Below are 14,530 nucleotides of genomic sequence, written 5' to 3'. Positions count from 1 at the left end.
GGCCGCCCGGCCGGGAGGGGAAGACCGGGCGGCGGGAACAGTGAGGCTAGATGCTCACACCAAACAGCGACATCAGCGCGATGGACGCGGTCCACATGAGCACGCGGTAGGCGACCGCCCCGATGAACGCGCCGACGACGGCCACGGTGGCCAAAGACAGCGCGCCCTCGGTCTTCTTCATGCCGGCCACGCCGCAGGCCGCGGGCACAACGCCGCCGCAGACAACGACGCCGACCCAGAACAAGATCGCGGAGTCCCCGCCCACGATGCCGGCCAGAAGGCCGTAGGCCAGGGAGGTCACCAACGCCGCGGCCGCGCCCACGAGCGTCTCGGTGGCCGCGAAGGACAGGGCAGCGCCCTCTTCCCTACGGGCGGCGCACAGGAGGTACCACAGGGCCGTGCCCGCAGCGAGCGCCGTGCCCAGGTAGCCCAAGGGCAGCGCAACAGTGTTCCAGGCCAGCTGCGAGGACATCATGTAGGAGGAACCGCACGCATAACTGAAGATGGCGGCCATGGCCACGGCGACGACACCGAGGCCCTTGAGCACCCCTTCGGAGGCGCCGCGCCGATACAGCACGAGGAACGCGACGGCAACCACGACGTCGATGCCGAGGAGCACGGCCTCCAGGAAAATGCCCGGAGCCGGGTGCGCCAGCACGGCCATGATGCGATCGACGTGGGACAGATGGGTCGCCGAGGCGATGCCGCCCACGATGATGAGGACGATGCCCGTGACGACCGCCGGCACAACCGTTTTCTTGGCCAGGCCCTTAAAGGCGTCGAGGCCGGCGCAGGCGACAAGCCACGCCCCCGCCCCCGACAGGGCGGTGAACAGAACGAGGGACCATTGAATTTCCATGGGTGCTCCTTACTCGGCCACCGGATAGGCAGCCGTATGCGGATGATCGGCCGGCGCGATGCGATCCTGCCATTGGCCGATCATGCTCGTCATGATGTAACGGGTCGCAGGGTGGTTGCCCACGTCCTGCAGGGTGTGGATGTCGCCTTCGGAATACTTGGCCAGCTCCTTGGAGGCGTCGGAGTCAGGGTCGTCCAAATCGCCATAGAAGCGGGCGCCGGCCGCGCAGCTCTTCACGCAGGCAGGCAGCTTGTCCTGGGAGGTGAGATGACCGCACAGCGTGCACTTCTCGGCGCACTTCTCAGCCGCGTTCCACGAGCGCACGCCGTAGGGGCAGGCCATCATGCAGTACTTGCAGCCGATGCACTTCTCCTTGTCCACCAACACGACGTTGTTCCCGTCGCGGTAGCTGGCGCCCGTGGGGCACACCGACACGCACGGGGCGTTCTCGCACTGCTGGCACATGGTCGGCAGCGCGTAGCGGGTCATGTCGGGATACTCCCCCACCGGGCCCACGGTGAACACCTTCGACCAGCGCTCGCCCAAGGCGACGCCATTCTCCATCTTGCATGCCACCTCGCACCCGAAGCATCCGGTGCAGCGGTCCAGGTTCACAACAATGCAATTACGCGCCATAGTCAAACACATCCTCGGTCTTGTCGCTGGGAGCGGGCATCCAGGGCTGGAACTGCTCGGGTTCGATCCACACGCTCTTCAGGATCTCGTCGTCGCTCGGACTTACCTTCACCTGGAAGCCGCGCAGGGTGTAGGTGCCGTACTCGGGGTTGTAGGGCGGGTCGTTCTTGGTGAGCACGTTGATGTTCATCACCTTGTAGGCCTGGGCCGGGTCGTCGGAATCCAGCAGCTCGGGAGCCCAGAAGCGCTCCTGGTACACGACGCCCTTGGCGATGGCGGTGGTGACGCGGGCCTTGCCGTGGGTCTTGCCGCGGCGGCTCTCGATGTTCACCCACTGGCCGTCGGCGATGCCGTACTTCTCGGCGTCCTCGGGGTGGATCCACATCTCCGGCACCGGGTAGATCTCGCGCAGATAGGGAATGTTGCGCAGGGTGCCGTGGTGGTACATGGGCAGTCGGCCCTCGGTGAGCACAAGCGGGTACTCGGTGTCGGTCAGGGGCGACTCGGCCGGCTCCATGTAGTAGCACAAAGGCTCGTAGTCGGCGCTGGCCGGCGGCAGCACGAGCGGCTTCTCCTCGGCGCACTGAGACCACGGAGCACCGGTGCGGCCCAGAATGATGTTGGACTCGCAGTACACTTCCAACTTCTTGGAGGGGGTACCGAAGCCCTTGGGCTTGCCGGGGTTCTCCTCGTCCTCGGCCAAATAGGTCTGGTAGGTGCGGTACTCCTCGGGCGTCGCCCACTCGATGACGCCCTTCTCGCAGGCCTCGTCCCAGGTCATATCCAGCTTGTTCAGATGCTGCAGCTGCTTTTCGTACTCGTTCTTGTAGAACGGCGTGGTCATGCAGGCCGCCTCGTCGAAGGCCTTGGGGCAGTGGGTGTTGCCGAGCTCCGCGCACTTCTGCACGATCTGGGTCCAGATGATGCCCTCTTCCACGGTCTCGAACAAGTGCGTGACCGCCTGACGCATGACGATGGTGTTCAGCTGCGGGATGGTGAGGTTCGTCTCCAACCACTCGGTGGTGGGCAGAAGCAGGTCGGCGCAGAGCACCGAGAACGCCGTCGGGTACATGAAGCACTGCACGATGTAGTCGAGGTTCGGCACGATCTCATCGAGGCAGGAGGAGTTGCCGAGCACCACGTGCTTGTTGCCGGAGCGCTCGATCCACATGTGGATCTGGTAGGGGTCGCCGTCCTTCATGGCCTTGAACACCGAGGGGATGTGCGCCATGTCCCAGCACAAGATGCCCTTGTGCTCGATGGTGCCGCAGCGCTTCATGACCTTCTCCTTGGAGAGCAGGCGGGGCGTGTTGCCCAGCTGGTCCTTGCAGGGGGCCGGCGCGAACTTCTGCAGCATGGTGCCCGGCTTCTCGACGTTGCCCATGAGGAACTCCAGGTTCAGGGCACCCAGGGCGCACTGCTGGGACTGCACGTACTGGTCGATGCACACGCCCTGCATGATGCCGGACTGGCCGTTCGGGTCGGTGTAGATCTCAAGGGCGCGCTCGATCTGCTCGGGATCGAGCCAGCAGACCTCGGCGCCCTTCTCAAGCGTCCACTCCTCGCAGGACTCCTTCAGGAGCTGGCCGCCCGTGGCGCACTGCATGCCGTTGACCTCGTAGGTGCCGAACAGCGCCGGGGAGAGCCCCTCGTTCATGGGGAACTCCACGACCACCGGGGCGTTCTTCTCGGGATCCCATACCACATAGTCGGCATCGGTGCCGGGCAAGCCCGCCTCGGTCGCCTTCAGCGTGAGGCGCGTCTCGGGGTTGATAAGGTAGGGCATGTTCGTCCAGGTGCGGCAGAAGTCCGCGTCGTACTTCTCGTTCTCGAGGATCCAGCGGGTCCAGGTGAGCAGCAGGGCCGCATCGGTGCCGGGGCGGATGGGCAGCCATACCTCGGCCTTGGCGGCGTCCAGGGTGTAGCGGGGGTCGATGACCACGGTGCGCAGGCCCTCCGGGCGGTTGCGCAGCTCGGCCAGGGCGCGGCCGCCGGTGGCCACCGAGGAGTTGGATGGGTCGGTGCCCCAAAGCACGAGCGAGGTCACCGGACTGTCGGTATAGTAGTAGTCCCAGCCGTTGGAGTCGGAGAACGACAGGTTGTTGGGCTTGCCGGCGCCGTAGGCCAGAAGCGAGGCGCCCATGCGGGGCAGGTAGCACTGAGAGCAGCCCGGCTCCCACACATTGGGGGTGTTGATGGCCTCGCCGAAGCGCTTCACGTTCGAGAAGTGCGGGTTTCCGCCACCGCCCGTGGAAACGGAGATGGCCTCGGAGCCGTACTTGTCGGACACTTCGTTGATCTTGGTCGCGACCTCGGTGAGCGCCTCCTCCCACGAGATGCGCTCCCACTGGTTGGTTCCTCGCTCGCCCACGCGGCGCATGGGGTACTTGTTGCGGTTCGGGTGATAGAGCGCCTGGATGCCGGCAAGGCCCTTGGCGCACACGCCGCCCTGGGACATGGGGCTTTCCGGATTTCCCTCGATCTTCACGACACGGCCGTCCCGCACATGGGCCAGCACCGCGCAGCTGGCGATGCACGCGCGGCAGGACGTCTTGATGATCTTCACGTCCGACGCCTCGTCGGCATGGGCCGGATCAACCGCCGTGAGGCTATCGGCCGCGCTGATGCCCAGCGCTCCCGCCGCTCCCATGGCCGCCGTGGATTTCAGGAATCCGCGACGCGTCATAGTGGCTCGACTCATAAGCCTTCTCCTTCTTTCCTCTCGATTGGCTTGCATGTCCCTGGAACAGGTGGCGTGACGGCGCTAGGCCAGCAGTGCGCGCATGCGCTGGCCCGCTTCCGTCGTGCGCCAGGCGCCGTCCCATGAGATACCGTCTACGGTCTCCAACTTGGAGATGAAATAGCCGGAATAGATCTGCTTGGGGAAGCTCAGGGCCGGATGCCCCGCCAGGGCCTCCTCTATGGCGGCCTTGGAGGCCCCGGTCTCGCAGAGGGCGAGCACGCGCCCGTAGGCATCGCCGTAACCGTCGGGCTCGACGGCCAGAAGCTCGCTGAAGCGCTTGGTGGGCTCGAACTCATCCAGGGCCGCGCGGCCCGCTTCAGTGGTATGCAGCAGATAGTCCACGGGCTGATCGGGAAGTTCGGCGGAGGGGGAATCAGCCACCGCGACGTCCGCGCCGCCATCGACGTCCGCGGCATCGGCAGCGCCGGCGCTCCCGGCGCCATCGGAGGGCAGGCTGCCGGCATGGGCGCCTTGCTCTTCAGGCACCTCGATGGCCTCCACCGCCCCGCACTTCAACAGCATGGCGTAGAGCGCATGGGGCGTCTGCGTGGTGAGGGCCATGGCCCGCGACCCCGCAAGCGCGTCTTCCGCCTCGCGGAAGGGCCTCTCCTCCAAGGTCTCGCGCAGGCAGCCGAGCAGCGCCAAGGTGTTCGCGCGATTGGCCAGAAGGGCCTTGCGCACCGCTTCGTAGTTCTCCATCGTCTCTCCTCGCTCTCTTCGGCGATGGGAGCACTCTACCGAGAAGGGGCGCGGGGCCGAAACGTCCGCAATTGATGAAAAACCCGGGGCTCGTTGGTGAAATAGCTCCAAGAAGGGCCATCACCCATGGTTGGTGATGGCCCTATGAGATGCCCGTTCAGACGGGAAATTGTGGGTGAGGTTATCGCCGGGGACCTACTTCTCCAGCAGGTCGATGGCCTCTACGAGGGAGCGCATGATGTTGCGGCGGGACAGGGCGCCGACGAGCTTGCCGTCTTGCACCACGGGCACCTTCTTGATGCGCTTGGCGGCGAACAGGGTGCACACCTCGTCCACCGGCGTTGTGGCCTCCACCAAAATCACGCGGCGGGTGGCCACGGCCATGACGTTCAGGCCCATGAGGTCCTTGAGGCGCGCGACGTCCGTCTCGTCGTCGATGTAGCGGTAGCCGTTGCGCAGCGTGGAGTCCACGAGAGCGATCTCGGTCTTGCCGAGGTAGCTCGCCACGTCGCCGTCGGACACGAAGCCCACCAGGTCGCCCTCGGCATTCACCACGGGAAGCCCGCTCGTCTGGTTGGCGTCCATGAGGCGGATGACCTCGGCCATGGTGGCGGTGTCGGCCGCGCACACCGGCTCGCGGTTCATCACCTCGGCCGCGGTGTACACGTGATCGGTGTCCCACGACTCGTCCAAAGTGCCGTCCACGGCCACGCCGGATATGCCGGCCGTGTAGTCCACCGGCTCCTCGCCGCGCTCGGCGGGCGTGGCCGCCGCAGCTCCCGCGGACGCCGCCGGACGGTTGCGCACGAGGAAGATGATGACGAGGGCCGCCACGCACATGAGGCCGAAGGTGGTGCAGTAGGCCATATGCTCGCCCAGATAAGCCTGCTCGGCGGCCGGAGCATCGGGCGCCACCAGAGGCGCCAAAGCCGACACCGACACGAGCACGGCCGTGCCAAAGGAGCCCGCCACTTGGTTCATGGTGTTGGAAAGTCCCTGGGCGTGCTGAATCACGCGGTTGTCCAGCGAGTTCACGCCCCAGGTGTTCAACGGCGTCATGGTGAACTGCAAGCCGATGACGAGCGTCGTGTAGGTGAGCACCACCGTGATGAAATTCGCATCAATGCCGAGACGGGCCAGGCCCGAAGCCCCCAGCACGGCCACGAGCACGCCGGGCACCGCCACCTTCCGCACACCGAAACGGTCGAACAAGCGGCCCGACACAAGGCCCGTGAAGGCGCCGATGACCGCGCCGGGCAGCATGGCCAAGCCCGACATGGTGGCCGTGAACCCGAGAGTGCCCTGGATGTACAGCGGCGTGATGACCTCGGTACCCAAGAGCGCCGCCTGCACGATGATGACGACGCAGGCCGCCGTGGCATAGGGGCGCGTCTTCAGGATGCGCACGTTCAGCATGGGCTCCGGCAGCTTCAACTGGCGCCTCACGTACAGAGCCACCAGCACGATGCCCACGGCGATAAGCCCCAGCGTGAGCGCCATATTCGTTGTAGAAGCGAAGGTGGAAAGCCCATAGAGCAGGCACACGAGGCCCACCGTGGACAGCGCCACCGACAGCTTGTCGAAAGACGTGCGGGCGAAATTGCCGTAGTTGCGCAGCAGGCACGCGGCGAGCACCACCACGACGACACCGAGCGCCGTCACAATGGCGAACAGCGCGCGCCAGCCCACGGAATCCACCAGAAGGCCCGACAGCGACGGCCCCACCGCCGGGGCGAAGCCGATGATGAGTCCGATGACGCCCATGGCCGTACCGCGCTTCTCGCGGGGGAACACGAGCAGAATCACCGTGAACACCATGGGCATGACCGCACCGGTGCAAGCGGCCTGCATGATGCGCCCGAGCAAAAGCACCCAGAAGTTCGGCGCCACAGCCGCGGCGAGGCTGCCCGCCGTGAACACCGACAGCGCCGTGATGAACAGCTGGCGGGTGGTGAAGCGCCCGACCAGGTAGGCGGAAAGCGGAATGACTACGGCCTCTACCAGGGCATACACCGAAGTGAGCCATTGGGCCGTGGTGGCATCCACACCCAAATCGCTCATAATCGCCGGGAGCGCCGGCGACAGCATCGTCAGATTCAGCACCGCCAAGAGCGTGCCCGTCAGAAGCACGCCCACCATCACCAGTTCTTTTCTTCCAACACCCAATGCCATGCCGCATCTACCTCGCTCTCGCATCTCGTCCGTGAAAAAAGTGAATGTTCTGATGCTATGGGTTCGGCGAAAAAAGAAAAGAGGCCGCTCGGTAAGCGGCGAGGAGGCTCCTGCCATCTTTGCAATACTGCAAAGATGGCTAATCCCCCAATTCGCGCAGCATATCGAGAAGCTCTTGGCGGCGATGAATGTCCAATTTGGTGTAAATATGCTTAGCGTGAGTACGCACAGTATTCTCGCTGATAACAAGCCGCTCGGCGATGGCCGCCATGGAGTTGCCGCGGGCGATGAGCTCCATCACCTCTGTCTCGCGCATGGAAAGACCGTGGCGTTCCTGCAGTACCAGGCACTGCTTGGAAAGCCGGTCGCGAATGGCACCGGCGTCCTCCGAAGCCGAAGGCCGACGTCGACGACGTTTGGCTGGCGTGGCCGGTTTATCGTCGGCAGTAGATCTTACGCGGGAATCGCCATCCTCCAAAGACTCCGCTGACGCTCTGCCCAGTTCCGCTCCTAAGCCGCAGTTCGCCTTTCGAGTATCCTCGCCAAAGACCGAGCCGCTTCCTCTCCCCACTGACACGGCGGGCACGGCGGCAAGAGAATAGAACTCGATGGGGTCGGCGGTTACGGTGCCTTTCGACACCATCGGCCTGAAAAGGGTTCCCGTAGAGACCAGGAGCGTGATCCCCAGTCCGCAGCTAGAGATAAGCGCCACGAAATACAACCACTGGGAGCCCGCGGGCACCGTCAATTCGCTCGCCCAGCCAAAAAGGAAGCCGACGCTTTGCAAAATATAGACGATAGCCCCAAAGAACCCGTAGATGAGCACAGGATTGATACCACGATCGCGGGAGACCTGGGCGCACTGCATCATCATGAGCATCTGCACAAGGGAAAAGACCATGTAGGCGACCGCCGCGAAGGCGTTCAGATACACCAAGCCACAAAACGGCATGAGAAGAAATCCCAGCGTGAGCAGCGGATATACCACGCGGAACACAGAGATGAGGCCGAAGCGAAAGCTCATGCGGTGCCACAGGACTAAAAGCACCGCAGCCGCAATAAACGAACCAAGCATGGACGCGCTGTTGACAAGCGAGCTAATTTCCTCATGTAGCAGAGCGATTCCGCGAATGACGCCGGCTACCAGAGCAAGCGACCCCACGCATAAAGCACTGCGCCAATAGTCGGCCACCACTTGACGGTAGACGCGCGGGTGCTGACGCGGGACGTCCTCGAACATGGGCTGCTCGAAGTTCATCTCGCGCACCGAAAGTGCCACGCACAGACCGCACAGAGGCACGAAGATCAGGGGGACGAGAAAAGCCGTTAGCGCAATGGGCACTAAATACAGGGCAAGGTAGATGAAGGGAGCGATAGCCGTGCCCACAATAAGGCGGAAATTGCCGGTTCTCGCATCGAGGGAAGCAAAATACCGCTGCCAGAGCATGAACATGCCGGCGCACCCGATTCCGAGAAGCACCCCGCCAGCTCCCACAAATGCAATGGCAGCCGATGCCACGTACATGGCCGTAATCAGACAGGCCGACCCAAGGAATAGCAGGACAGCGGAAAGCGAGACGAGCATGCGCCGAGCACCGTAGGGAAAGAAATACGATCCCAGCATACTCGCCAGGAAGGCGCCGCCAAAAGCCACAGCCTGAGTCAAAAAGAACGTGAGAGTCACTTCCACCGTCTGAAACTCAAGGGGAAGAAACGGGAAGATGCCGCCCCATACCGAGGTGGCATTCACCGTGAGGAAACAAGCATAGCCCCAACTTGACGCATGGCCGATTGCGCTGGCACTCTCGGTCGCCATAGCTTGACCTCCTCTCTTATCTCGGTGGCACGCATGGTAGCATAGGAGGACGCGCCTGTTAGGCAAATGACCGCACTTCGGTATCACCCGAAAACGCGCGAACTGGGGCTTTGTCCTTAAATCACACTTGTCGTGTGATTCGGCACTTCCCCTTTTCCGGTACTTTTGAAAGCGGCGAGAAGGCAATTCAACTAGAGGAGGGACTATGACTGAAACCCAATCCACCCTGTCGCGCCGCACCTTCGTCAAAGGCTCGCTCGCGGGCCTGGCTGCCACGGGAGCCGCGGGTACCGCACTCTTCGGATGCGCACCCCAATCTGGCACCGGAGCCGGGGAGGAGCCCATGGCCGCCACCGGAGAGGAGACTGCGCCCGACGAGATCCACTGGAGTCAGTGCAACGTCAACTGCGGCGGCAACTGCGTCTTCCAGTGGCACTCCCGCGATGGCAAAGTGCTCTACATGGAGACCGATAACACAGGAGATACCGACTTGCAGGCCCGCGCCTGTCTACGCGGCCGCTCCATGCGACGCTGGCTCAACAGCCCCGACCGTCTGCTGTACCCCATGAAGCGTGCGGGCAAACGCGGCGAAGGAAAGTTCGAGCAGATTACCTGGGACGAGGCTATCGACACCATCGCCAGCGAGCTGAAACGCGTCATCGACACCTATGGCAATGAGGCCATCTACGTCAACTATGCCACAGGCATGTACTCGAAAACAGGCAACCCCACCGCCCGATTGCTCAACCTGCTCGGCGGCTACCTAAACCGTTCCTATGACTATTCGGCCCACATGATCGAGGCCGTCGCGCCCTACATGTACGGTACGTCGCTCGACGGCTCTTCTCTGACTGAGGCAACCGAGCATTCTGATCTCATCGTCATGTTCGGCAACAGCCCCGCCGAAACTCGCATGGGCGGTGCCAATGCCTCATGGGATTTCGCCCGCCTTCGCGAAGCCATTCAGAACCGCGGCGGCAAAATTATCTCTATCGACCCGCGCATGAACGAGACGGTCTCCGGCCACCCTGACGAATGGCTTCCCATTCGCCCTGGTACCGACGCGGCCCTCTGCGCGGCCATCGCTCATGAATGGATCGTCGAAGGCAAAGTGGACAAGGAATCCCTCGATACTTACTGCCTCGGCTACGACGAGGACACCATGCCCGAATCCGCCAAAGGTCAGAACAAATCCTACAAGGATTACATTATGGGCACTGGCTGGGACATGGTGGAGAAGACGCCCGAGTGGGCCGCCCCCATCACTCAGATTCCTGCCTCCAGCATCCGCGAACTAGCCAACACCATCGCTGCTGCTAAGGCACCCTTCATCACCCAGGGATGGGGCCCCCAGCGCCACACAAATGGCGAGGACGCCTGCCGCTCTATTTACATGCTGCCGCTCCTCCTAGGCAAGTGGGGACTTCCGGGCACCAACAACGGGGAGCGTGAATCCATGGCGCTCACAAGTCTCGTTCCCGGCTTGCCAGCAGGCGAAAACCCCGTCACGCTTTCCATTCCCGCTTATCAGTGGGTTAACGCCGTGGATCACGGCCATACCATGACCGCCACAAATTCCGGTCTTGTCGGAGGCGATGAACTTGGTACCGATATCAAGTTCATCTGGAACTACGCCGGCAACTGTCTGACCAACCAGCATGGCGATATCAACATGACCCATGAGATTCTCGTCGACGAATCGAAATGCGAGTTCATCCTCGTCTGGGACACGGTCATGACCGACTCGGCGAAATACGCTGACATTCTGCTGCCCGATGCCATGCGCTCAGAACAAATGAACCTGCAGACCCAGGGATACACCGAATGGTACGCGGGCGTAGTTCTGGGTACTCCCGCTCAAGAAGCACCCGGCGAGTGTCGCTCGAGCTATGACGTCATGGCCGACATTGCCGATAAGTTCGGCGTGCGTGATGCGTTCACCGAAGGCCGCACTCATGACGAATGGGTAAAGTTCCTCTATGAGCAGGGGGCCGAAGAAGATGGCTCCATGCCGACCTGGGAGGAAATGCTCGAGCAGGGCGTATACAAGCGACCCGTTGAACCCTACATCGCCTTCGAGGCGTTCCGCAACGATCCCTCCGCCAACCCACTGGGCACCCCCTCCGGAAAAATCGAGATCTTCTCCGAAGCGCTGGACGAGATGTCACGTACCTGGGATCTTGAAGAGGGCGAGGTAATTTACCCCATCCCCGTCTTCCAAGCAGGATTTCACGGATACGGTTCCGTCACCGAGGAATTCCCCCTCTACTGCTGCGGTTTCCATCACAAGAGCCGCACCCATTCATCGTTCGGCTTCATCCCCGAGCTTGAAGCCGTGGCCCGTCAGCAGCTGTGGGTAAACCCCGCTGATGCCGAGAGCCGCTCAATTGAAGACGGCGACCTGATTGCCGTGACAAGTCCGGTTGGCGAGATTCGCATCGAGGCGAAGGTGACGCCCCGCGTCATCCCCGGAACTGTAATGATTCCGCAGGGCGCCTGGCACAAGGCCAACATGAATGGCGACAAGGTGGACGAGGGCGGCTGCGTGAACACGCTCACGCAGTACAAACCAACGCCGATGGCCAAGGGCAACGGCACTCACTCCATGATCGTCCAGATTGCGAAGGCCTAAGGGAGGTACGAAGATGACTCAGTACGGATTCTATTTCGACAGCACCCGCTGCACCGGCTGCCGCACCTGCGAGATGGCCTGCAAAGACTACAACGACCTGCCCGCCAACTACGCTTTCCGCCGCGTGTTCGACTACGAGGGTGGCGATTGGAAAGACAACGGTGACGGTACCTTTGAGCCGACGAGCTGGGCCTACCACGTGTCCATGGCCTGCAACCACTGTGCAATGCCGGCCTGCGTGGCCAATTGCCCCCAAGGCGCCTTGGAAAAGGATGCCGATACCGGGCTCGTGTCCCGCGACGAGGAGAAGTGCATTGGCTGCGGCACTTGCGTGAAAAGCTGTCCCTACGAGGTGCCCGTAGTGGACACCGAGACCATGAAATCCGCGAAATGCGACGGCTGCGCCTCCCGCGTGGCCGAGGGCAAGATGCCGATCTGCGTGGACGCCTGTCCGCTTCGGGCCCTCGAGTTCGGGGACATCGAAAAGCTGCGAGCGGCGCACCCCGGCACCGTGGACGGCATTGCCCCCATGGCTCCTCCGGATGCGACGAAGCCCTCTGTGGCCATTCTGGCCTGCCCGGCCGCCAAAGACTGCGGTGACACCACCGGCGCCATCGCGAATCCGAAGGAAGTGGAAAACGCCTAAGGAGCATTCAGGGCCGCCGCGACCCCTCCCTCATAGGCGGCGGCCCGCTTCCGATATGATTGAGGCGTAGCACGGATTCGCCCGATCTACGCCGTTTGAAGGGACTTGGAGACCATGCCGAAGGGATTTTTCTTCGATAACGCGCGCTGCACTGGATGCAGGACCTGCGTCATGGCCTGCAAGGACTACCACGACCATGGGCCCGACGAAGGATTTCGCCGCGTGCTCGACTACGAGGGCGGCGACTGGAACGTAGCAGAGGACGGAACCGTTTCCCAAGACGCCTTCGCCTATCACATTTCTCTGGCCTGCAACCATTGCGCCAGCCCCGCCTGCACCCAGGTATGCCCCACAGGGGCCATGCATCGCGATGAGACGGGGCTTATCTGGCCCGACATCACCAAATGCATCGGTTGCGGCTACTGTACCATGGCCTGCCCCTACCATGCGCCCGTCATCGATAAAGAGCTCAAGCGCTCGAGCAAGTGCGATGGCTGCCGCGAGCGTCTGGCCGCGGGGCAGGCCCCTATCTGCGTGGAGGCCTGCCCCTTGCGCGCCTTGGATTTCGGGGAGAAGGGCGACATCTTCGAGCGCCATGCCGAATGGTGGGACGAGGTGCGCGGCGACATCCTTCCTTTGCCTTCGGAAACGGAGACCGGGCCCAATTTATTCATCCGGCCCTGCCCCGCTGCTGCCCAAGGTCGCAAGGGCGCGCTGGTCAACCGCAAGGAAATCGGCTTATGACAAGCGGCCTCGACAATCTTTCCCTTGCGCTGTTCACCGCCTTGGCCCCTGCAGGCGTCGTAGCTTTCATCATCATGGCTCTGGCGCGCCTATTTGCTATCGACCACGAGCGCGCGGTTCGCATCGACCGCATGATCGCGCTGCCTTTCGCCGTTGCGCTCGTTGGCTTCATCGCCTCGGCAACGCATCTGGGTACGCCGGCCAACGCGCTTCACGTGTTCTCAGGCGTGGGAACCTCTCCGCTTTCCAACGAGGTGCTGGCCGCCGTGATGTTCTTGTTCCTGGCTGGATCCTATTGGATGGTCGCCTTCAAGGTGAACTTTCCCGATGCTGCTGCGAAGCCATGGCTGCTCGTCGCTTGCCTTGCAGGAATCGCCCTGCTAGCGTGCACCTCCCAAGCCTACGCCGTGCGCACCGTGCCCACCTGGAACACACCTTATTCACCGGCGAACCTTTTGCTCACGGGCTTATTCGAGGGGACCGTGCTAAGCCAGCTGTTTCTTGCCGCTGCGAAAGTACCCCTATCACGATGGAGCTTTCTCCTTGTGGGCCTGGGGGCGGCGAGCCTTGCTGCCGGCGTCATCTCCATGCTCGCCCAGAACGCCTATCTGGCCTCAATCGCCAACAATGAGATATCCGCAGCCTCGCTTGCGCCGGGCTACCCTCTTGTCATCGGCATCTTCGCCCTCGTCGGGGCTGGCGCGCTCCTCCTCGACGGCTGGGCCCTGCGACCCCGAGCAACCGAGTGTGCGCGCCTCATCCTGCGTATCGCCGCCGCCATCCTCGCCTTCGCCGCCGTCTTTGCAACACGCATTGTGTTCTACAATCTGCATATGACCGTCGGATTCTAGCCCGCCGAAATCACTGACTTGCCCAGGAGGCTTTCCTTGACCCCATCCGTAGATGTCCTGAACAGCCTGTCATTTGCAGGCGCCACACTATCTCCCCTGTTTCTGCAGGATCCACGCACTGGTAGCGCAGGAGCGCTTTTCGAAGCATTGAGCTTGCTTAACGCCGACGAGGCTACGGCAGAATGGCCTTTGGCCGACAAAACCGAGGCGCAAGAAGGCCTCGATCTTATCGTTGCGGGGCTGAAAGCGAGCCGCGCCACCGAAGCTGACGGGGCTTTCTGCGCCGAAGACAAGCTTGTGGACGAGTACCGAAGACTGTTCATCGGCCCTGCGCAAAAACCGGCGCCGCCTTGGGGCTCCGTCTATACCGACCGGGAGCAAGTCATCTTCGGGGAAAGCACGCTGCGTCTGCGGAGCTGGATGCGCCAACACGGCATCGCTCGCCTCGCAGACGACCGCATGCCTGACGACCATATCGGCCTTATGCTCTCGCTGCTCGCCACTTTGACTGAAGAACGCCCCGAGCTGGTAGAAGAGTACTTGTCTGAGCATCTTCTCCCTTGGGCCCCCCATTATCTGGGCCTTCTGGAAGTCTGCGCCGAGCATCCTTTCTATAAAGGGCTCGCCCTTCTCACCAAAGCCACGCTGAAGGGAGCGCAGGACGAGCTGTCGCTTGTCGTGATCGAACCTCGCTTTTATCGCTAAGCGTCGACGGGCAATGTTGCCGTACGA

At 62.6% G+C, this 14,530-nt stretch carries 11 protein-coding genes; 5 read left to right on the top strand and 6 right to left on the bottom strand.

Annotated features, from left to right (window positions below):
* Positions 1 to 46 precede the first annotated feature (46 nt).
* The 6 genes from ACYVRU_RS10920 to ACYVRU_RS10895 all read right to left on the bottom strand — a co-directional run bounded on the left by ACYVRU_RS10920 (position 47) and on the right by ACYVRU_RS10895 (position 8,925).
* Positions 47 to 859, bottom strand: a complete 813-nt coding sequence (locus ACYVRU_RS10920) for a DmsC/YnfH family molybdoenzyme membrane anchor subunit (RefSeq protein ID WP_223900510.1) — start codon at positions 857 to 859, stop codon at positions 47 to 49.
* 9 nt (positions 860 to 868) lie between these two features.
* Positions 869 to 1,495 carry a 4Fe-4S dicluster domain-containing protein gene (locus ACYVRU_RS10915; RefSeq protein ID WP_022739203.1) on the bottom strand — a complete coding sequence of 209 codons (627 nt, stop codon included), beginning with the start codon at positions 1,493 to 1,495 and terminating at the stop codon, positions 869 to 871.
* Positions 1,485 to 4,196 carry a molybdopterin-containing oxidoreductase family protein gene (locus ACYVRU_RS10910; RefSeq protein ID WP_223900509.1) on the bottom strand — a complete coding sequence of 904 codons (2,712 nt, stop codon included), beginning with the start codon at positions 4,194 to 4,196 and terminating at the stop codon, positions 1,485 to 1,487. Before ACYVRU_RS10910 ends, ACYVRU_RS10915 begins: the two co-directional genes overlap by 11 nt.
* A 63-nt stretch (positions 4,197 to 4,259) precedes the next feature.
* The gene (locus ACYVRU_RS10905) at positions 4,260 to 4,937 is read right to left on the bottom strand and encodes a hypothetical protein (RefSeq protein ID WP_117284550.1); all 678 of its coding nucleotides are present in this window, start codon (positions 4,935 to 4,937) and stop codon (positions 4,260 to 4,262) included.
* Between the two features lie 195 nt (positions 4,938 to 5,132).
* Positions 5,133 to 7,109, bottom strand: a complete 1,977-nt coding sequence (locus ACYVRU_RS10900) for an MDR family MFS transporter (RefSeq protein ID WP_461186153.1) — start codon at positions 7,107 to 7,109, stop codon at positions 5,133 to 5,135.
* A gap of 139 nt (positions 7,110 to 7,248) precedes the next feature.
* Positions 7,249 to 8,925 (bottom strand): LuxR C-terminal-related transcriptional regulator, encoded by a 1,677-nt coding sequence (locus tag ACYVRU_RS10895; protein WP_461186152.1) that lies wholly within the window; start codon positions 8,923 to 8,925, stop codon positions 7,249 to 7,251.
* A 205-nt stretch (positions 8,926 to 9,130) separates the two neighbouring features.
* Between ACYVRU_RS10895 and ACYVRU_RS10890 the strand changes: the two genes are divergently transcribed.
* From ACYVRU_RS10890 to dmsD, 5 genes are all read left to right on the top strand, one after another.
* Positions 9,131 to 11,557, top strand: coding sequence for a DMSO/selenate family reductase complex A subunit (locus tag ACYVRU_RS10890; RefSeq protein WP_302223595.1), 2,427 nt, complete (start codon positions 9,131 to 9,133; stop codon positions 11,555 to 11,557).
* Between the two features lie 13 nt (positions 11,558 to 11,570).
* A complete protein-coding gene (locus ACYVRU_RS10885; protein ID WP_022739171.1) occupies positions 11,571 to 12,203 on the top strand; it encodes a DMSO/selenate family reductase complex B subunit in 633 nt (210 codons plus the stop codon).
* A gap of 114 nt (positions 12,204 to 12,317) precedes the next feature.
* A complete protein-coding gene (locus ACYVRU_RS10880) occupies positions 12,318 to 12,947 on the top strand; it encodes a 4Fe-4S dicluster domain-containing protein (RefSeq protein WP_022739168.1) in 630 nt (209 codons plus the stop codon).
* Positions 12,944 to 13,798, top strand: a complete 855-nt coding sequence (locus ACYVRU_RS10875; RefSeq protein ID WP_270358149.1) for a dimethyl sulfoxide reductase anchor subunit family protein — start codon at positions 12,944 to 12,946, stop codon at positions 13,796 to 13,798. Before ACYVRU_RS10880 ends, ACYVRU_RS10875 begins: the two co-directional genes overlap by 4 nt.
* Before the next feature lie 36 nt (positions 13,799 to 13,834).
* Positions 13,835 to 14,503, top strand: a complete 669-nt coding sequence (gene dmsD / locus ACYVRU_RS10870) for a Tat proofreading chaperone DmsD (RefSeq protein ID WP_231699571.1) — start codon at positions 13,835 to 13,837, stop codon at positions 14,501 to 14,503.
* Positions 14,504 to 14,530: the final 27 nt, after the last annotated feature.

This window comes from Adlercreutzia sp. CNCM I-6216 (assembly GCF_977113345.1).
This window is presented reverse-complemented; position numbering and strand designations above follow the sequence as displayed.